Source organism: Tistrella bauzanensis, assembly GCF_014636235.1.
Lineage (GTDB): Bacteria > Pseudomonadota > Alphaproteobacteria > Tistrellales > Tistrellaceae > Tistrella > Tistrella bauzanensis.
Genome location: NZ_BMDZ01000054.1, coordinates 21445 through 40335 on the forward strand (window position 1 = coordinate 21445; position 18891 = coordinate 40335).

Annotated in this window: 15 protein-coding genes; 8 read left to right on the forward strand and 7 right to left on the reverse strand. The window is 66.3% G+C overall.

Going from position 1 to position 18891, the window contains the following annotated elements; genetic code table 11:
- Positions 1 to 80: 80 nt before the first annotated feature.
- Positions 81 to 1415, reverse strand: coding sequence for an ArgE/DapE family deacylase (locus IEW15_RS18915; RefSeq protein WP_188580815.1), 1335 nt, complete (start codon positions 1413 to 1415; stop codon positions 81 to 83).
- Between the two features lie 115 nt (positions 1416 to 1530).
- Here IEW15_RS18915 and IEW15_RS18920 point away from each other — a divergent pair, with 115 nt between their 5' ends.
- A complete protein-coding gene (locus tag IEW15_RS18920) occupies positions 1531 to 2454 on the forward strand; it encodes a LysR family transcriptional regulator (protein ID WP_188580817.1) in 924 nt (307 codons plus the stop codon).
- Between the two features lie 34 nt (positions 2455 to 2488).
- On the opposite strand, the gene cysW is transcribed toward IEW15_RS18920, so the two are convergent.
- The 4 genes from cysW to IEW15_RS18940 all read right to left on the reverse strand — a co-directional run bounded on the left by cysW (position 2489) and on the right by IEW15_RS18940 (position 6864).
- Positions 2489 to 3391, reverse strand: coding sequence for a sulfate ABC transporter permease subunit CysW (gene cysW / locus IEW15_RS18925; protein ID WP_229708312.1), 903 nt, complete (start codon positions 3389 to 3391; stop codon positions 2489 to 2491).
- A 15-nt stretch (positions 3392 to 3406) separates the two neighbouring features.
- A complete protein-coding gene (gene cysT, locus IEW15_RS18930) occupies positions 3407 to 4246 on the reverse strand; it encodes a sulfate ABC transporter permease subunit CysT (RefSeq protein WP_188580819.1) in 840 nt (279 codons plus the stop codon).
- 19 nt (positions 4247 to 4265) lie between these two features.
- Entirely contained in the window at positions 4266 to 5279 is a 1014-nt protein-coding gene (locus IEW15_RS18935) for a sulfate ABC transporter substrate-binding protein (RefSeq protein WP_188580821.1), read from the reverse strand.
- Positions 5280 to 5439: 160 nt separating this feature from the next.
- Positions 5440 to 6864, reverse strand: coding sequence for an FAD/NAD(P)-binding protein (locus IEW15_RS18940; RefSeq protein ID WP_188580823.1), 1425 nt, complete (start codon positions 6862 to 6864; stop codon positions 5440 to 5442).
- A 159-nt stretch (positions 6865 to 7023) separates the two neighbouring features.
- On the opposite strand from IEW15_RS18940, the gene ssb reads away from it, so the two are divergent.
- Complete coding sequence (gene ssb, locus IEW15_RS18945; RefSeq protein ID WP_188580825.1) at positions 7024 to 7689, forward strand: single-stranded DNA-binding protein; 666 nt, start codon at positions 7024 to 7026, stop codon at positions 7687 to 7689.
- A 98-nt stretch (positions 7690 to 7787) separates the two neighbouring features.
- Here the strand turns inward: ssb and IEW15_RS18950 are convergent, their stop codons facing one another.
- Positions 7788 to 8792 carry an aldo/keto reductase gene (locus IEW15_RS18950; RefSeq protein WP_188580827.1) on the reverse strand — a complete coding sequence of 335 codons (1005 nt, stop codon included), beginning with the start codon at positions 8790 to 8792 and terminating at the stop codon, positions 7788 to 7790.
- A gap of 185 nt (positions 8793 to 8977) precedes the next feature.
- Between IEW15_RS18950 and IEW15_RS18955 the strand changes: the two genes are divergently transcribed.
- The 6 genes from IEW15_RS18955 (at position 8978) to tgt (ending at position 16268) form a co-directional block, all read left to right on the forward strand.
- The gene (locus IEW15_RS18955) at positions 8978 to 9448 is read left to right on the forward strand and encodes a MarR family winged helix-turn-helix transcriptional regulator (RefSeq protein WP_372402828.1); all 471 of its coding nucleotides are present in this window, start codon (positions 8978 to 8980) and stop codon (positions 9446 to 9448) included.
- A 225-nt stretch (positions 9449 to 9673) separates the two neighbouring features.
- On the forward strand, positions 9674 to 10087 hold the full coding sequence (locus IEW15_RS18960; protein WP_188580831.1) for an organic hydroperoxide resistance protein: 414 nt from the start codon (positions 9674 to 9676) through the stop codon (positions 10085 to 10087).
- A 275-nt stretch (positions 10088 to 10362) separates the two neighbouring features.
- Complete coding sequence (gene gyrA, locus IEW15_RS18965; protein ID WP_188580833.1) at positions 10363 to 13320, forward strand: DNA gyrase subunit A; 2958 nt, start codon at positions 10363 to 10365, stop codon at positions 13318 to 13320.
- Positions 13321 to 13323: 3 nt separating this feature from the next.
- Positions 13324 to 13848 (forward strand): pantetheine-phosphate adenylyltransferase, encoded by a 525-nt coding sequence (coaD, locus tag IEW15_RS18970; protein ID WP_188580835.1) that lies wholly within the window; start codon positions 13324 to 13326, stop codon positions 13846 to 13848.
- A gap of 138 nt (positions 13849 to 13986) precedes the next feature.
- A complete protein-coding gene (queA, locus tag IEW15_RS18975) occupies positions 13987 to 15051 on the forward strand; it encodes a tRNA preQ1(34) S-adenosylmethionine ribosyltransferase-isomerase QueA (RefSeq protein ID WP_188580837.1) in 1065 nt (354 codons plus the stop codon).
- A gap of 113 nt (positions 15052 to 15164) precedes the next feature.
- Entirely contained in the window at positions 15165 to 16268 is a 1104-nt protein-coding gene (gene tgt / locus IEW15_RS18980; RefSeq protein ID WP_188580851.1) for a tRNA guanosine(34) transglycosylase Tgt, read from the forward strand.
- A 21-nt stretch (positions 16269 to 16289) separates the two neighbouring features.
- Here the strand turns inward: tgt and IEW15_RS18985 are convergent, their stop codons facing one another.
- Positions 16290 to 18011: an AMP-binding protein gene (locus tag IEW15_RS18985; RefSeq protein ID WP_188580839.1), complete on the reverse strand. Its 1722-nt coding sequence runs from the start codon at positions 18009 to 18011 to the stop codon at positions 16290 to 16292.
- Between the last annotated feature and the right edge of the window lie 880 nt (positions 18012 to 18891).

Consider the following 18891-nt stretch of genomic DNA (forward strand, 5'->3'; position numbering starts at 1 on the left):
CCACCGATCCTCTTGATCAGCGGCGCATTTCGATTGTGTTTATGGTGTCTCACATAAGCGGGTGCCGCCATATTGTGCCGTTACGGCGTGATCGGCTCCAATCCGCACCATTCGGCGATGAACAGCGCAATCGTGCCGGTCACCCGCTCAATCGAGGCGAGAGACACCCGCTCGTCGAAGCCGTGGATGTTGTCGGAGAACGGACCATAGACCAGGCAGGGGCAATCGCCATAGAGCACGAACACCCGGCCGTCGAGATAGCTCGGGGTCACGAAGCTCTCAAGGCTGCGGCCGAAGCTGCGGGCATGGGCGCGGTTGAGGGTCTTTTCGGCGGCGCTGCCTTCTTCCAGCACGTAACCTTCGGCGAAGAAGCCGTTATAGTCGACCTCGGGCGGGTTGTTGGCCAGGAAGGCGTCGCTGGCGGCGGCATCCTTCAGGCAGGCCTCGATCTCGGCGGCGGCATCACGCGGATTGACGCCGGGATAGAGCGCGATCCGACAATCGAAGGTGCACCAGGCCGGCACTGACGATGCCCAGTCGCCGCCCTCGATGCGCCCGAAATTCAGATTGATCGGGTGGTCCAGATCCTCGAAATAGCGATAGGCACCCTTGCGCGTGTTCCAGTCGGCCTCCAGCCGGCGCAGCGCCTGCATCAGCCGGAAGGCGGCCTCGATCGCATTGGCGCCAGACCCCGCTTCGCGGACATGGACGGGGATGCCGCGCACCTTCACCTTGAACCAGATCACGCCGACATTGGCGCGCACCAGCTTCTCATCCTCGGGCTCGGGGATGATGGCCGCATCAGCGCGATAGCCGCGCACCAGGCAGGCCAAGGCACCATTGCCGGTGCATTCCTCTTCCGTCACCGACTGGACATAGACCGTGGCGGCGGGCTGATAGCCCAGCCGGCGCAGGGCATCCAGCGCGAAGACATTGGCGGCGATGCCGGCCTTCATATCGCCTGATCCGCGGCCATACAGCCAGTCGCCCTCGACCACCGGCTCGTAAGGCGGGTTGGTCCACATCTCGTGCGGGCCTTCCGGCACGACGTCGATATGACCGTTCAGGATCAGCGAGCGGCCGGTTTCGTTGCGCGGCCGATGGGTGCCGACGACATTCAGGGCGTTCTGATAATCGACCGCGACCGGTGAGAAGCCGGGATGATGGCTGATCTCGTTCACGTCGATCGCCCAACGGTCGACGGCAAGCCCGCGATCCCTCAATGCGCGAGCCACGAAATCCTGCGCGGTATGCTCGCGTCCGCGCACCGACGGCATGCGGATCAGATCCTGCGTGAAGGCAACCTGATCGCTGAAGCCCTCTTTCACCGCCGTCAGGATCGCGTCGGTCAGGGCCGGATCGAGTTTCGACGTCGCTTCGGGCGCCGCGCTGCCGGCCTGGATGGTATCGGTCATCGGCTTGATGTCTCCCTGTTGTCTGCCGCCGCCCGGACAGCCTAGAAGCTGGCATTGCTTGGATAAATATCGGTGTGATAAAGCTTGGTTTGATCATTCTGAAAGGAATTGCCGGATGTCCGTGCCGGCCCTGGCGACGGTCGATCTGAAGCTGCTCAGTGTGTTTCTGGCGGTCGTGCGCAGTGGCGGCTTTGCGCCGGCCCAGGCGGTGCTGAATGTCAGCGCGTCGACGATCAGCATCCAGATCGCGACCCTGGAGAAACGCCTGGGGGTCACCCTGTGTCGGCGCGGGCGGGGCGGTTTCGCGCTGACCGAGGAGGGGCGCCGGGTGCACGAGGCGGCCCAGGCGCTGTTCGGGCATCTTGAGGATTTCCGCACCCATCTTGGCAATCTGGGTCTGGGCGGTGCGCTGGTCGGGCGGCTGACGGTCGCGGTGATGGAGAATCTGATCACCCATCCGGATTTCAGCCTCAGCCGGCTGATCGCGCGCTTCAAGGCGCTGGCGCCGGATGTGCGGCTGACCGTCGACACCGCCGCACCCGCGCGGCTGGAGGAAATGGTGATCGGCGGTGCCAGCCATCTGGCGATCGGCTATTTCCCGCGCCGCCTGGCTCAGTTCCATTATGCGCGGGTCTGTGACGTCGAGATGGAACTCTGCGTGGGCGAGGGGCATCCGCTGTTCGATGCCCCGGCGGTGACCCCGCAGATGGTGCGGGCGGCAGAACACGCCCATCGCGGCTATGTCTCGGTGGAGCAGACGCCCGATGCCCATCGCGGCTTTGTGTTCACCGCCGATGCCCACAGCGTCGAGGCGCTGGCCATCCTTGTTCTGTCAGGTCGTTATCTGGCTTTCCTGCCCACCCACTTCACCCGCAGACCAAGCTATGCCGCCCGGATCCGGCCACTTCTGCCGCAGCTTTACAGCTATCGATCCGACATGCAGTTGATCTGGAGCCGCGCCGCGCCGGTCACCGCACCCGCGGCTCGATTTCGCGACCTTGTGCTTGAGGATGCGGCGCGAATCGCCGGTGGCGTGTGAGTGTTTTCAGGTCGCGCAGGGGCAGGTGGCCGGGTCAGTGCCCGCCACCCCGGCGGCGGATCGCGCCCTCGGCGCGGCGTTCCACGATCACCTTGGCGAAGATGGTCACCAGGGCGAGCACGGTCAGGGTCGATGCGGCGGCGAAGGCGCCGATCGCGTTATAGTCGTTGTAGAGCAGTTCCACCTGCAGGGGCAGGGTGTTGGTCTGGCCGCGGATATTGCCCGACACCACCGACACCGCGCCGAATTCACCCATCACCCGCGCATTGCACAGAATGGCGCCATAGAGCAGCGCCCATTTGATGTTGGGCAGGGTCACGCGCAGAAAGGTCTTGATGCCCGACGCGCCAAGGGTGATCGCGGCCTCTTCCTCGTCGGTGCCCTGGGCCTGCATCAGCGGCACCAGTTCGCGGGCGACGAACGGGCTGGTCACGAACAGGCTGACCAGAAAGATCGCGGGGATCGTGAACATCACCTGCACGCCGGCTTCCTCCAGCGCAGGCCCCAGCAGGCCCTGCGCGCCATAGACGAACAGATAGGCGACGCCGGCCACGACCGGCGAGATCGAGAACGGCAGCTCGATCACCGTCATCAGCAGCTTGCGGCCGGGGAAGGTGAATTTGGCGATCGCCCAGGCGGCGGCGATCCCGAAGCCGATATTGATCGGCACCACCACGATGGCGGTCAGGATGGTCAGCCAGATGGCGTGCAGGGTGTCGGGGGCGATGATGTTGCTGGCCCAGCCGCCGATGCCGGCGGCGAAGGCCTGGGCGAAAATCACCGCCAGCGGCAGCACCAGGACCATCGCCGACAGCAGCAGGGCCAGGGCGATCAGCAGGCGTCGCAGCCAGCCGGTGCCGGCGACGCCCTGCCAGGCCTGGGGGACTGTACCGGGGGCGGCTGTGGTCGCGGTTGCGATCCGGTCGGTCTGGGTCATCTGATCGCTCCCGCTCTATCCGCGCCCATTGTGGCGCGAGGCCCAGAACTGCAGGACATTGATCATCAGCAGCATCACGAAGGCGCCCGCCAGAATGACGGTCGCGATCGCGGCAGCGGCCGGATAGTCGTATTCTTCCAGGCGGATATAGGTCAGAAGTGAGGTGATTTCGGTCTGGAACGGCCGGTTGCCGGCAATGAAGATCACGCCGCCGAATTCGCCCAGGCTGCGGGCGAAGGCCAGCGCGGCTCCGGCCAGAAAGGCCGGCAGGATCGCCGGCAGGATCACCCGGCCGAAGATCGCCCGGTCACGCGCGCCCAGCGAATGGGCGGCTTCCTCGGCCTCTCGTGACAGGTCTTCCAGCACCGGTTGCACGGTCCGCACCACGAAGGGGATGCTGGTGAAGGCCATGGCGACCGCGATGCCCAGCGGCGTATAGGCGACCTTCAGCCCCAGATCGGCGAGCGGCGCGCCCAGCCAGCCGGTGGGCGCCAGCAGATTGGCCAGCGCGATGCCGGCCACGGCTGTCGGCAGGGCGAAGGGCAGGTCGACCAGGGCATCCAGCAGCCGGCGGCCGGGAAAGCGATAGCGCACCAGCACCCAGGCCAGCAGCAGCCCGAACAGGGCGTTGAACAGCGTGGCGCCGCCGGCGGCGGTCAGCGTCACCTGATAGGTGGCCACCGCCCGGCGCGAACTCACCACCGCCCAGAACTCGGCTGGGCCGAGGCTGGCCGCCTTCATCACCAGCGCCAGGATCGGCAGCGCCACGATGATCGCGGTGTAGAACAGCGTGATGCCGAGTGTCAGGCCGAAGCCCGGCAGGACGCCGCGGGATGAACGCAAGGCAGTGGCCATGATCAGCTATCGGTCCGGATCAGCGGTTCTGGGCGGCGAACAGCTGGTCCAGCTTGGCGCCTTCCTTGAAATGCTCGGCCTGGATCTTGTCCCAGCTGCCGAACACGTCTTCGATCCGCACCAGCTTCAGCTCAGGGAACTGGTCGGCATACTTGGCGGCGATCTCTTCATCGACCACGCGGTTATAGCGGCGGGCGGCGATTTCCTGGCCGGGCTTGCTGTACAGGAAGTTCAGATAGCCTTCGGCGGCCTTGCGGCTGCCGCGATCGTCGACGACCTTGTCGACCACCGCCACCGGGAACTCGGCGATCAGGCTCTGCGACGGGGTGACGACCTCGTAACTGTCCTCGCCATATTCCTTGCGGATCAGGTTGGTTTCGGCCTCGAACGTGATCAGAACGTCGCCGATGCCGCGTTCGACGAAGGTGGTGGTGGCGCCGCGTCCGCCGGTGTCGAACACCGCGACATGGCCGAAGATCTGCGAGACGAACTCATCAGTCCGGGCGACGTCGCCGCCGAACTTGTCCAGCCCGAACGCATAGGCGGCCAGATAGGTATAGCGCGCATTGCCTGAGGTCTTGGGGTTCGGGAACACCACCTCCACGCCGTCGCGGACGAGATCCGACCAATCCTTGATGTTCTTGGGATTGCCCTTACGGACCAGGAAGGATGGCATCGAATACCAGGGCGAGGCCTGATTGGGGAACTCGTTCTGCCAGCCCGGCTGGATCAACCCGCCATGCGTCACCAGAAAGTCAATATCGGTGACCTGATTGAATGTCACGACATCGGCCTTGAGCCCTTCCAGGATAGCGCGGGCCTGGCGCGAGGTGCCGGCATGGGACTGGTTGACCGTGATCGTGGTACCGGTCTGATCCTTCCAGGCCGGAACGAAGCTCTCATTGATCTCGGCGAACAATTCGCGGGCGATGTCATACGACGCGTTCAGCAGGGCGTCGGTCTCGGCGGCCCGCGCCGGCGCGCCGGCGGCAAGACCGATCGCGAGGGCGGCGGCGAAAGCAAGGCGCTTCATCTGGCGGGGCTCCATATGCAGGCGTCATTGGGCGCGGGGACAGGTCGAACAGGGCGCAGGCTCGAACAGGGTGCAGGCACCCCGGTCCCGGTGTGTGCCGAGAATGTGCGGTCAACGCCGTGAATGTCAACGATTAAACATCAATTTCATGTTTTACGAATTATATAACGTATTCGGTTTGTGTATTTGACATCAGTTCCGCGGCCAGACCGGCGGCGAGCGCTGCGACCTGATTGCGGATATCAGGCACCGCCGTGCTTTCCCAGAACACGCCCTTGGTCAGCGGCCCCACCGCGGCCAGCCGCCGATCGGCCCGGCCATGGGCATCGATCAGGCGCAGATCGTCGTCGACATCCAGCCCCAGCGCCAGGGTGTCGGCCCGGATATGCCCGCACCGGAACAGGCCGGCCAGCACCGGTTCGGCGGTATGGGCCAGATTGCCGCCGGGGCCGGTGCAGTCGACCGCGCGGGCGGCGATCACCCGTTCGGCAGGACCGCCGCCGCGTGGCACCAGATCGAAGGCGGCTCGGTCGGCGTCGATATGACGGGCGCGGATGCGCATCGCGCGGACCAGCAACTGGCCACGGGCGCGGGCATCGCCGATCCGCGTTGCCACATCCGGTGCCATCCGGTGGCGGTGGCTGTCCCACCAGGGCCGCAGATGGCGCAGGAAGCGTTGTTGCTCAGTCGTGTCCAGCCCGCGCCACAGGCTCTGGGTCACGGGTCGCAGGCCATCGATCACCGCCCGCCAACCGCCGCCACGGCCTTGGGCGGCCAGATCGGCCTCGGCCTGCCGTGCTGCCCGGCGCACGGCATGCAGCAGCGCGCTCAACTGCGGTGGGGCTGTTGCCGGATCGAGCGAGGGCAGCGGTGCCGGCACCGGCGCATGAGCGCGTGGCAGAAGCCCGCGCCGCGAGATGGCATGGATCGGACCGCGATGACCGCGATCCAGCAGGCTGATCACCACGTCGACCGCCGTCAGCCCGGTGCCGATCAGCATCACGGTTGCATCGCGATCGATGCCCTCCAGAGCCCCTGGCGCCCAGGGGTCTGCGGCATAGGCCGGGCTTGGAACGAGATCACGGCCGGGCGGAAAATTGCCCAGCGCCAGCACCGCCGCATCGACCGCATAGCGCCGGCCACCATCGACCTGCATCATGAATCCCCCGCCCGGCGCCGGCTCCAGGCCGACCGCGCTGTCATGGATCAGCTGCAGGTTCATGGCCTTGCCGCAGCCCCAGATCCGGTCGGCGATCAGATCCTGGATATACGAGCCATAGATCCGCCGCGGCACGAAGCCGTCGCGGCCGGTGGGTTCGCATGGCCCCAGCGTGCCGGCATGGCTGTCCAGCCAGCGGATGAAGTGGTCGGGCTGGTCTGGAAAGGCGCTCATATTGCCGGCGCGGACGTTCAGCAGATGATGGGGGTTGCCGGTCGCATAGGCGACACCGCGGCCGAACTGGCTGTTGCGCTCCACCAGCAGGATCTTGTCCTGCTGCCGGCAGCGGTCCAGAAGATGCACCGCCAGCAGGGCGCCGCTGAAGCCGGCACCGATGATCGCGATCGTGGTCCCTTTGGTCGCCATGCAAGCCGCCTCCGGCGATGAATGGAGCGCTCAGCCTAGCGCGTGGTGCAGGTCGGCGTCATGCGGCATGGACAGAAGCGCCCCCGATGACGCAGGATGCGCCCAATTGAGCGGGCGCCCCTGGCGGTGCCCGGACACGCAGTCGAGGAAGACAGAGCCATGGCGGGCAGCGTCAACAAGGTGATCCTGATCGGCAATCTGGGCCGTGACCCCGAGGTCCGGAGCACCCAGGACGGCATGAAGATCGTGAACCTTGCCATCGCGACCAGCGAGAACTGGCGCGATCGGCAGAGCGGCGAGCGCCGCGAGCGGACCGAATGGCACCGTGTGGTGATCTTCAACGAGCGTCTGGCCGAGGTTGCCGAGAAATTCCTGCGCAAGGGCTCGAAGGTCTATGTCGAGGGGGCCTTGCAGACCCGGAAATGGACCGATCAGCAGGGCCAGGAGAAGTATACCACCGAGGTGGTGCTCCAGCGCTTCCGCGGGGAGCTGACCATGCTCGACGGCCGCGGCGAAGGCGGCGGCGGTGGCGGCGGCGCAGGCGGCGGCGGTGGCGGCGACGATGAATTCGGCGGCGGCGGCGCAGGCGGCGGCGGCTTCGGTGGCGGCAACCGTCGCGGCGGCGGCGGTGCCGGCGGTGGTCGTGGCGGCGCCGGTGGCCAGGGCGGTGGTGGCCAGGGCGGTGGCTTCGGCGGCGGCTATGACGATTACGGTTCGGATTACGGCGGCGGCAGCGGCAGCGGCGGTGGTGCCGGCGGCCGGGGTGGCGCCGGTGGTGGCGCCGGCGGTGGCGGCAACGATCTGGACGACGAAATTCCGTTCTGACACCAGTTTACAACCCGGCGGACACCCGCCGATACGTGTGCCGACGACGCCCGCGCATTCCTTGATGGGGCGCGGGCGTCGTCCGTTCCGAGCCCTGGTTACCGGTCCAGATAGGCCATTTCGCGTTCACCATAGCGCGGGCCGGCGGTGACGCCGGGTGGCAGGGCGGCATCCAGCCGGGCGATGTCATCAGGGGTGAGCGTCAGGTCAAGCGCCGCCCAGTTGTCGTCCAGATGGCTGATCCGCCGGGTGCCCGGGATCGGGATCACATCCTCGCCCCGCGCCAGCAGCCAGGCCAACGCCACCCGGCCCGGGGTGGCGTCATGGGCGGCGGCGATCTCGCGCACGATCGATGCGGCCCTGACATTGGCGTCGTAATTGGCGCCCATCAACCGGGGGTCGGTCCGCCGCCGGTCGCCTTCCGGGTGGTCTTCGGCACGGCCGATGGTGCCGGTCAGGAAGCCGCGACCCAGTGGCGCGAACGGCACCAGGGCGATGCCCAGCCGGCGGAGCGTCGGCAGAATGTCGGTTTCGATGTCGCGTTCCCACAGCGAATATTCGCTTTGCAGGGCCGCGACCGGATGCACCGCATGGGCGCGATCGATGGTGCGGGCGCCCGCTTCCGACAGGCCGAAATGCTTGACCTTGCCGGCCTTGACCAGATCGGCGACCGTGCCGGCCACATCCTCGATCGGCACCGCCGGGTCGACGCGATGCTGATAGAGCAGGTCGATCCGGTCGGTGCCAAGGCGGCCGAGCGAGCCGTCGACCGCCGCGATGATCCGCTCGGGCCGGCTGTCGACCCCGGTCGGGCGACCGCCCTCGATCCGCCAGCCGAACTTGGTCGCCAGAACCACCCGGTCACGCAGGGGACCGGTCGATGTGGTGCCGGCCAGCGCCCGACCAATCAGGCTTTCGTTCACGAACGGCCCGTAAACCTCGGCGGTATCGAGGAATGTGCAGCCGATCTCGATGGCGTGGTGAAGGGTTGCAATCGACTGGGCATCGTCGGTCGGTCCATAGGACTGGCTCATGCCCATGCAGCCGAGGCCGATGGCGGAAACCAGGGGGCCATTGCTGCCAAGGCGGCGTCGGGCGGTCATGGCGGGCATCCTCTGCATGATGGATCGGGGCCAACAGAATGCGCCCGCCTGTGCGGGCTGTCGACGGCCCAGACGCCGCCGCAGCGCCCCGGCGCCGCTTGTGAAGATTGCCAGCCGGCCGGCAAGAGCGCCATAGTGCCCGAAGCCGCTATATCACCGGCGGCTCACAGACAGTCGAGCCGATGATGACCAGTGACCAGGATCCGCTGAACCTCGATGCCCAGCTTTGCTTCGCGCTGTATGGCGCGTCGCTGGCGATGACCAAGCTGTACCGACCGGCACTCGACCGGCTGGGCCTGACCTATCCGCAGTATCTGGTGATGCTTGCCCTGTGGGAGAGTGATGACGTCACCGTCGGCGAGCTTGGGCGGCGGCTCGGCCTCGACTCCGGTACATTGACGCCGTTGCTGAAGCGGATGGAGGCGGCCGGGCTGGTCAGCCGCCGCCGTGATCGCGACGATGAACGCCAGGTGCGGGTGGTGTTGACCGATGCGGGCCACGGCCTGAAGAACCGGGCGCGGCACATCCCTGAGCAGATGTTCTGTGCGATGGGCATGTCGCCTGTGGAACTTGCCCAGTTGCGGGCAAGATTGAAGACGTTGCAGGCGCGGTTGGCGGAGGCGGCGGCCGGGGCCGGAGATGGCGCCGCCGACTGATCCGACCGGCTGTGATGCCGGGTCATGTAGATTTATATTGCACACAATTTAATTGATGGCAATATAGTGGCGGGCGGCGATAGACAGGCAATGCCGGGGCATGCCGGTCAGGGCCGTGCACCCCGGATCTGACCGCAACGCAACATGGACAGGCCAGCCATCGTTGCCATCTACAGACGAGGCCCCGCCATTCGGCGCGCGGCCCCACACCAAGGAGCATCTGTCATGCAGACCCTCTACACTGCCCATGCCACTGTGACCGGCGGCCGTGACGGCCGCGCGACGAGCAATGACGGCCAGATCGATCTGGCGGTGGCGATGCCGCCGGAACTGGGCGGCAACGGCAAGGGCACCAATCCGGAGCAGCTGTTCGCGGCCGGCTATGCCGCCTGTTTCCTGTCGGCGCTGAAGCTGGTGGCCGGTCAGAAGGGCGTGAAGCTTGGCGCCGACGCCAATGTCGAAGCGGCGGTGTCGATTGGCAAGGATGAGACCAGCTTCGGTCTGGCGGTGGTGCTGACCGCCACCCTGCCGGGTGTGGATGGCGATGTGGCCCATGGTCTGGTTGAAGCCGCCCATCAGGTGTGCCCCTATTCCAAGGCGACCCGTGGCAATATCGCGGTGGAGCTGAAGGTCGCCTGAACCCGGCACGGCCCCTGTTTCGGCCCGGAATATCAGGGGGCGGCCGCTGTGGTTGTTCGGCGGCGCAAAATTGGTTAGCTTCGGGGACGATTTCACGATCGGCCGGCGGACGCGGATTTCCGGAGACGGAATGACCGCGCGCGTCGGCCGCGCGTGCGAGCGTACCCCCACGAGCGCCGGCCGGCCCTTCATGGTCCGGATCGGTCAGCGCCGCCCCTCCGCCGGGGACGCCACGCCTGGCGTGGCGGTCCCAGTGCCAGTTCCGGGATCGTACCTTGTCCGACACGCCCGTTCCGCCCATCGCCTCCGACATCGCGCCGGTCACGATCGAAGATGAGATGCGGCGTTCGTACCTCGACTACGCGATGAGCGTGATCGTGGCGCGCGCGCTGCCCGACGTCCGCGACGGCCTGAAGCCCGTGCACCGCCGGATTCTGTTCTCGATGCACGAGAGCGGCTATGAATGGAACAAGCCCTTCCGCAAATCGGCACGTGTGGTCGGTGATGTCATGGGTAAGTACCATCCCCATGGCGACAGCGCGATTTACGACACCATGGTCCGCATGGCGCAGGATTTTTCGATGCGCCTGCGTCTGATCGACGGCCAGGGCAATTTCGGCTCGATGGACGGTGATCCGCCGGCGGCGATGCGCTACACCGAAGCGCGTCTGACCAAGGCCGCGAGCACGCTGCTGTCGGATCTCGACAAAGAGACCGTCGATTTCCAGAACAACTACGACGACACCACCGCCGAGCCGACGGTGCTGCCGGCGCGGTTCCCGAACCTGCTGGTCAACGGCGCCGGCGGCATCGCGGTCGGCATGGCGACCAATATCCCGACCCATAACCTGGGCGAGGTGATCGATGCCGCGATCGCGTTGATCAACAATCCCGAACTGACGGTCGGCGATCTGCTGCGCATCGTGCCCGGCCCCGATTTCCCCACCGGCGGCATCATCGTCGGGCGTGGCGGCAGCCGCGAGGCGTTGATGACCGGCCGCGGGTCGGTGCTGCTGCGCGGCAAGGTGGAGATGGAAGAGGTCCGCAAGGACCGGATGGCGATCATCGTCCGCGAGATTCCCTATCAGGTGAACAAGGCGCGGATGATCGAGCGGATCGCCGAGGCGGTGCGTGATCGCAAGATCGAGGGTGTGGCCGACCTGCGTGACGAAAGCGATCGCGACGGTGTGCGCGTGGTCGTGGAGCTGAAGCGTGACGCGACGGCCGAGGTGGTGATCAACCAGCTTTATCGCTTCACGCCGCTTCAGACCACCTTCGGCGTCAACATGCTGGCGCTGAATGGCGGCAAGCCGGTGATGATGAACCTGCGCGACATGTTGCAGGCCTTCATCGACTTCCGCGAGGAGGTCATCACCCGCCGCACGATCTTCGAACTGCGCAAGGCCCGCGAACGCGCCCATGTCTTGATGGGTCTGGGTGTCGCGGTGGTCAATCTCGACCCGGTGGTCGAGCTGATCAAGGCCTCGCCCGATTCGACCGCGGCCCGCGAGGCGCTGATGGACCGGCCGTGGCCGGCCGGCGATATCGCGCCCTATATCGCCCTGGTGGGCGAGCCCGACCGCAATGTCGTCGACGGCATGTACAGCCTGTCGGAGGCTCAGGCCCGGGCGATCCTGGATCTACGCCTGCACCGCCTGACCGGGCTGGAGCGCGATCGCATCGGCGCGGAACTGCGCGAGATCTGCGACAAGATCATCGAATATCTGAAGATCCTCAACGATCGCGCCCGGATGCTCGACGTGCTGCGCGGCGAGCTGATCGAGGTGCGCGACGAATTCGCCACCCCGCGCCGGACGGTGATTGAGGAGTCGGAATTCGACTATAACGTCGAAGACCTGATCGAACGCGAGGAGATGGTCGTCACCGTCACCCATGGCGGCTACATCAAGCGCGTGCCGTTGTCGACCTATCGGGCCCAGCGTCGTGGCGGCAAGGGCCGATCGTCGATGGCGGTGCGCGACGAGGATTTCGTGGCGCAGATCTTCGTGCTGAACAGCCACGCGGCGGTGCTGTTCTTCTCGAATGCGGGTCAGGTCTACAAGCTGAAGGTCTGGCAGTTGCCGGCCGGTACGCCGCAGAGCCGGGGCAAGGCGATGGTCAATCTGCTGCCGCTGAAGGAGGGCGAGGTCATCGCCACCCTGATGCCGCTGCCCGATGACCCGGACATGCCGGAACTGGCCGAGGTCGATGAGGCCACCGCCGACGAGGCGGCGGAGGAAGCCGCCGAGGCGCTGGACGCGATTTCCGACAGCGACGCCTATGTCATGTTCGCGACCGCCCGCGGCAATGTCCGCCGCAACCGGCTGGCCGATTTCGTCAATGTGATGAGCAATGGCAAGATCGCGATCCGGCTGGGCGAGGACGACCGGCTGGTGGGCGTGATGCCCTGCACCGGTGCCGATGACGTGGTTCTGGCCAGCCGCAGCGGCAAGGCGATCCGCTTCCCCGTTGGGGCCGTGCGGTTGTTCAAGAGCCGCACCTCCGATGGTGTCCGCGGCATTTCGCTGGCCGCCGACGACGAGGTCGTGTCGATGTCGGTCATCCGCCATCGCGAGGTGGATGTGGATACCCGCGACAACTATCTGCGCTTCGCCAACGCCAAGCGTCGCTGGCTGGCGCAGTTGAAAGCGCAGGAGACCGGCACCACTGCCATGGTCGATGGCGAGGAGGCGACCGCGGTCGCCGATCCGGGCGACCTGCCGGCGGATGTGGGCGAACTTGCCGCGCGCTATGGTCTCGATCTCGAAACCGCCCAGCGGCTTGAGATGGAAGAGGAATTCCTGCTGGTCATCACCACGCGCGGTTATGGCAAGCGGACCTCGGCCTATGAATACCGCACCACCAACCGTGGCGGATCGGGCATCGTCAACATGACGACCAGCACCCGCAACGGCCGGATCGTGGCCTGCTTCCCGATCGCGCAGGGCGAGCAGATCATGCTGGTGACCGATGGCGGGCAGTTGATCCGCACGCCGGTGGCCGGAATCCGGATTGCCGGTCGAGACACGATGGGGGTGATCGTGTTCAAGACCGCGCAGGACGAAAAGGTCGTCTCGGCCGCACGGTTGAGCGAGGCGGCGGACGAAGAGCCGAACGGCGCCGGCGATGTCGCGGGCGACGAGGGGGAGCAGGACGGCAACGGTGGCACCGACCTTCGCACAGACGATGGCGATGCTGATACCGGTGCGGGTGGAGACCCAGTGGAGGACTAGGCATTGAGCGGCAAGGGCATCTATCCGGGCACCTTCGACCCGGTCACGAACGGGCATATGGATATCATCAAACGCAGTCTGCGGGTGGTGGACCAGCTCGTCGTGGCCGTCGCGGGCAGCCCGGGGAAGGGACCGATGTTCTCTCTGGACGAGCGCGTCGCGCTGGTCGAGGCGGAGCTGGCGACATTGCCGGCCGATCTCGCAGCGCGTGTCGAGGTGAAGCCTTTCGACACACTGCTGATGCATTTCGCATTGGAGCAGGGGGCGGGCGTGATCATGCGCGGCCTGCGGGCCGTGTCGGACTTCGAATACGAATTCCAGATGGCGGGCATGAATGCCCGCCTGAATGGTCAGGTCGAAACCGTCTTCCTGATGGCATCCGAGAAGGTGCAGTTCATCTCCTCGCGCTTCGTGAAGGAAATCGGCCGGCTGGGCGGCGATATCTCGCAATTCGTCAGCCCGCAGGTCAAAACCATCCTGGATCTGCGCTTCGAAGAAGAGCGCAATGGCGGCCGTCAGCTCGGCTGATCCGGCCCCGATCCAGCCACCGCCGACCGGGACGGTGTCCGCGCACGCAGCGGACACCGTCCCGTTCCGTTCTATCCACCCCCGCTGTCAGGTTGGCCGCCGGGCCTCCGACAGTCTGCAACCGGTGCCGCCTCTCTGATGAAAGTCGACCTGTTCGATTTCGACCTGCCTCGCGCGCTGATCGCCCAGCGCCCGGCCGAACCGCGTGAGGCGGCGCGGTTGCTGCGCATCGGCCGTGACGGGCTGGCCGATCACCGGATCAGTGATCTGCCCGATCTGCTGCGCCCCGATGATCTGCTGGTGGTCAACGACACCCGGGTGATTCCGTCGCGCTTGTTCGGCCATCGTGGCGAGGCGCGGGTCGAGGTGACCTTGCACAAGGCCGAAGGGCTGGATGTCTGGGCGGCCTTTGCCCGGCCGGCGCGCAAACTGAAACCGGGAGACCGGTTCGAGGCCGGCGCGGGCGATGCCCGGTTGACCGCCGAAATCGTCGAGCGGCGCGAGGCGGGCGAGGTGGTGCTGCGCTTCGATCGGGGGGGCGGAGATCTGATCGCGGCGCTGGAAGCCATCGGGCGGCTGCCGCTGCCCCCTTATATCGAGCGGCCCAAAGGCGCCGACGATCGCGACACCAGCGATTACCAGACCCTGTTCGCGCGTGAGAAGGGCGCGGTGGCGGCGCCGACCGCCGGCCTGCACTTCACCGATGGGCTTCTGGCGGCGCTTGACGCGCGCGGGATCGAGCGGCTGGCGCTGACCCTGCATGTCGGCGCCGGCACTTTCCTGCCGGTCAAGGCCGATGATACGGTCGACCACAAGATGCATGCCGAATGGGGGCGTCTCACCGCCGACGCGGCGGCACGGTTGAATGCGGCGCGTGACGCCGGCCGGCGGATCGTCGCCGTCGGCACCACCGCCATGCGGCTGCTGGAAACCGCGGCCGGGCCTGATCGCCGCTTCCAGGCCTTTGAAGGCGACACCGCGATCTTCCTCACCCCCGGAGGCCCGCGGCCGATCCGCGGCACCGATGCGCTGATGACCAATTTCCACCTGCCGCGCTCGACCCTGTTCATGCTGGTCTCGGCCTTTGCCGGGCTGAACCGGATGCGCACGGCCTATACCCATGCGATCGATCAGGGCTATCGCTTCTTCTCCTATGGCGACGCCTGTCTGATCGATCATTGCCCGGACGACATCCCATCATGACCACGCACGCCCCGCTTTCCGACACCACCTCGGCCACCACCACGCCCGCGCGGCCCGATACCGGCCGGGTGACGGCAGGCCAGGGTGCCGGCGATGTTTTCGGCTATACGTTGATGGCCGAGGATGGCATGGCCCGGCGCGGCCGGATCGTCACCGCTCATGGCGCGATCGACACCCCGGCCTTCATGCCGGTCGGCACGGCCGGCACCGTGAAGGGGCTGACGCCTGAACAGGTGGCCGCCACCGGTGCGCAGATCCTGCTGGGCAACACCTATCACCTGATGCTGCGTCCGGGGGCGGAGCGGGTCGACCGGCTGGGCGGGCTGCACCGGTTCATGAACTGGCCGGCGCCGATCCTTACCGATAGCGGCGGCTTCCAGGTCATGTCGCTGGCGGCCCTGCGCAAGCTGGATGACGACGGCGTCACCTTCCGCTCGCATCTCGACGGCTCGAAGATCCGGTTGACGCCGGAGCGCTCGATCGAGATCCAGCGCCTGCTGGATGCCACCATCACCATGTGCTTCGACGAATGCACACCGTTTCCGGCGACGTATGATCAGGCGGCATCCTCGATGCGGCTGTCGATGCGCTGGGCCGGCCGCAGCCGCGCAGCCTTCGTCGAGCGGCCGGGCTATGCGCTGTTCGGCATCGTCCAGGGCGGGGTTCATGCCGATCTGCGGGCCGAAAGCGTCGCCCGGCTGACCGAGATCGGCTTCGAAGGTTATGCGGTCGGTGGATTGGCGGTGGGTGAAGGCTTCGATCTGATGTGCCAGACCCTCGATGTCACCACACCGCTGCTGCCGCGCAACCGGCCGCGCTATCTGATGGGCGTCGGGCGGCCACAGGATCTGGTGGCGGCGGTGCGGCGCGGCATCGACATGTTCGACTGCGTGATGCCCACCCGGTCAGGCCGCACCGGTCAGGCCTTCACTCGTCGCGGCACGGTCAACATCCGCAATGCCCGCCATGCCGATGACCCGCGGCCGCTGGACGAAGCCTGTGGCTGCCCGGCCTGCACCCAGTATTCCCGCGCCTATCTGCATCATCTGCACAAGGCGGGCGAGATTCTGGGCGCGGTGCTGCTGACCCAGCATAATCTGTGGTATTATCAGGATCTTATGCGCGATATGCGCGACGCCATCTCAACGAGCGGCATGGACGCCTTCACGCAGGACTTCGACGCGGGGCAGGCCGAAGGCGACCTGCCGCCGCTCTGAGATCGGGGCCGATTGCGGGCTTCAGCCCTTGAGGTCAGGGAAATCCTCTTCGGAGAAGGCGATGCCGTCGCGGGTCTCAGGTGCCTCGCCAGCGGCTTCGCCCCGGCGCAGCTCCACGCGGCGGATTTTGCCTGAAATGGTCTTGGGCAGGTCGTCGGTGAACTCGATCCGTCGGATCCGCTTATAGGGCGCCACCCGGCCGCGGACATAGGCCAGGATGTCACGCGCGGTGGCGGCATCGGGCTCGAAGCCCTTGATCAGAGAGACATAGGCTTTCGGCACCGCCAGTCGCAGCGGGTCGGGTGAGGGCACCACCGCGGCCTCGGCAACCGCGTCATGTTCGATCAGAACGCTTTCCAGCTCGAACGGGCTGATGCGGTAGTCCGATGCCTTGAACACGTCATCGGCCCGGCCGACGAAGGTGAAATAGCCGTCGGCATCACGGGTGGCGACATCGCCGGTGCGATAGTGATCGTCCGCAGTGGCGAGCAGCGCCTTGCCCGATGCGGCCTCATAGCCGCGCATCAACCCGGCCGGGCGGTGGTCGCCCAGCCGCAGTGAAATCTCACCTTCCTCGGCCTCGTTGTCGTCGGCATCGAGCAGCGTGGCCGCATAGCCGGGCAGTGCCCGCCCCATCGATCCGGGCTTGACCGGCTGGCCTGGCGGATTGCCGAACTGGGCGCTGGTCTCGGTCTGGCCATAGCCGTCGCGGATGGTCAGGCCCCAGGCAGCCTTGACCTGATCGATGATTTCCGGGTTCAGGGGCTCGCCGGCGCCGCAGACTTCGCGCAACCGTGTGTGGACACGGCTCAGATCCTGCTGAATGAACATCCGCCACACCGTTGGCGGCGCGCAGATCGTGGTGACGCCACAACGGGCGATGGTCTCAAGCAGGCTCGCGGCATCGAAGCGCGGCTGGTTGGCGATGAACACCGTGGCGCCGGCGATCCAGGGTGCGAAGACGCAGCTCCAGGCATGCTTCGCCCAGCCCGGCGACGACACGTTCAGATGGATGTCGCCCGGCTTCAGCCCCAGCCAGTACATGGTCGACAGATGGCCGATCGGATAGCTGGCATGGGTATGGATCACCAGCTTGGGCTTGGCGGTGGTCCCCGATGTGAAATACAGCAGCAGGTCATCATCGGCATTGGTCTCACCATCCGGGGTGAAAGCGGTGTCGAAGCGGGCGTTGTCATGGGCATCCTCGAACCGCACCCAGCCTGGCGCGGTGCCGTCGGCGGCGATGCGGGTCAGGCCACGGGCACGGTCGAGGGGCTCGAATTTCGGACAGTGCTCGGCGGCGGCAATGACGTGTCGCACGCGCCCGCGTTCAATCCGGTCGTCGAGGTCTTCGGGTGACAGCAGGGTGGTCGCGGGGATCACGACCGCGCCCAGCTTCATTGCCGCCAGCATCGTCTCCCACAGCGGCACGGTGTTTCCCAGCATCAGCAGGATGCGATCGCCGCGCGCGACGCCCAGATAGCGCAGGTGATTGGCGACCCGGTCCGAACGCCGGCTCATCTCGGCGAAGCTCAGCACCTGTTCGGCGCCGGTCGGCACATCCACGATCCGCAGGGCCGGCCGGTTACGGCTTTCAGCCTCGGCGGCGAGCACGCCGTCGAACCAGTCGAGTGCCCAGTTGAAGTGCTCGGGCCGTGGCCAGCGGAATCCGGCGCAGGCGGTGTCATAATCTTCGCGATGGGTCAGCAGGAAATCGCGCGCCTCGGCATAGCTCATGGTCATGGGATGCGATCCTCATCGGGGGCTGTCGATACTGGTTTGGCACAGCACGCGTGGCGGCACCAGCCCTTGCACGCATGAGGCGATCATCGACCGGGGCGTTTCGATCATAGGCCGCCCGGTCGAGGCGCGTGCAGGTGGGGTATGCGTGCAGGGCACAAAAGCGCGGTTTCCACCGCTTGACCGATGGCGGAGCGGCCCCTATGGTTACGCCCGTTCGCGACCGGCCCTGCTTTCTCCCGAGAGCGGTGTTGCCCCGCGAACCGCAGTTTTCCTGCGAGCCTGTAGCTCAGTCGGTAGAGCATCTGACTTTCGATCGGGAGCGCCGGCCGGAAACGGCCGGCTGAACAGGTGTCAAATTCGGGGAACCCGTCCGCGTCGCGGCGACGGCAATCCCGAGCCAAGCCCGCAGGGTCACGTGCGCCCCCGCGGGAAGGTGTAGAGGCCAGACGGCACCCGCCTGACCCCGATCCACCCCCATGGTGGGGCGCATCGGATATGGCGAAGGGATGGTCCGGGCCACAAACGTCGTTGCATCTGGCGACGGCGGCGGCGAAAGCCGTGGTGGTGGTGTAATCAGAGGGTCCTGGGTTCGAGTCCCAGCGGGCTCACCAATATGAAAAGGCGGTATGGTCGATCGTGACCCTGCCGCCTTTTTTTATGAATTAAAGCGATGGCAGGGGCCGGATTTGCCCGCGACCTCAAATATAGGCAGAGCCTGGCAGTTCCCGGCAATCATTGAAATGTGCCTGAGCCGTCAATTACCGCGCGGCAGTTTGTATATTCTTTACACATCCCGGCCTAGCATTACAGTTGCGTATTTCCTAAAGTTCTGAATCAATGGGTGACCATGATTCGGAGGGTCATGGAATGTCTGGTTCGC

Bases quoted from the DNA above. Each gene is read 5' to 3' on its own strand.
- IEW15_RS18915 (WP_188580815.1), bottom strand. From the start codon at position 1,415: ATGACCGATACCATCCAGGCCGGCAGCGCGGCGCCCGAAGCGACGTCG.
- IEW15_RS18920 (WP_188580817.1), top strand. From the start codon at position 1,531: ATGTCCGTGCCGGCCCTGGCGACGGTCGATCTGAAGCTGCTCAGTGTG.
- cysW (WP_229708312.1), bottom strand. From the start codon at position 3,391: ATGACCCAGACCGACCGGATCGCAACCGCGACCACAGCCGCCCCCGGT.
- cysT (WP_188580819.1), bottom strand. From the start codon at position 4,246: ATGGCCACTGCCTTGCGTTCATCCCGCGGCGTCCTGCCGGGCTTCGGC.
- IEW15_RS18935 (WP_188580821.1), bottom strand. From the start codon at position 5,279: ATGAAGCGCCTTGCTTTCGCCGCCGCCCTCGCGATCGGTCTTGCCGCC.
- IEW15_RS18940 (WP_188580823.1), bottom strand. From the start codon at position 6,864: ATGGCGACCAAAGGGACCACGATCGCGATCATCGGTGCCGGCTTCAGC.
- ssb (WP_188580825.1), top strand. From the start codon at position 7,024: ATGGCGGGCAGCGTCAACAAGGTGATCCTGATCGGCAATCTGGGCCGT.
- IEW15_RS18950 (WP_188580827.1), bottom strand. From the start codon at position 8,792: ATGACCGCCCGACGCCGCCTTGGCAGCAATGGCCCCCTGGTTTCCGCC.
- IEW15_RS18955 (WP_372402828.1), top strand. From the start codon at position 8,978: ATGACCAGTGACCAGGATCCGCTGAACCTCGATGCCCAGCTTTGCTTC.
- IEW15_RS18960 (WP_188580831.1), top strand. From the start codon at position 9,674: ATGCAGACCCTCTACACTGCCCATGCCACTGTGACCGGCGGCCGTGAC.
- queA (WP_188580837.1), top strand. From the start codon at position 13,987: ATGAAAGTCGACCTGTTCGATTTCGACCTGCCTCGCGCGCTGATCGCC.
- tgt (WP_188580851.1), top strand. From the start codon at position 15,165: ATGGCCGAGGATGGCATGGCCCGGCGCGGCCGGATCGTCACCGCTCAT.
- IEW15_RS18985 (WP_188580839.1), bottom strand. From the start codon at position 18,011: ATGACCATGAGCTATGCCGAGGCGCGCGATTTCCTGCTGACCCATCGC.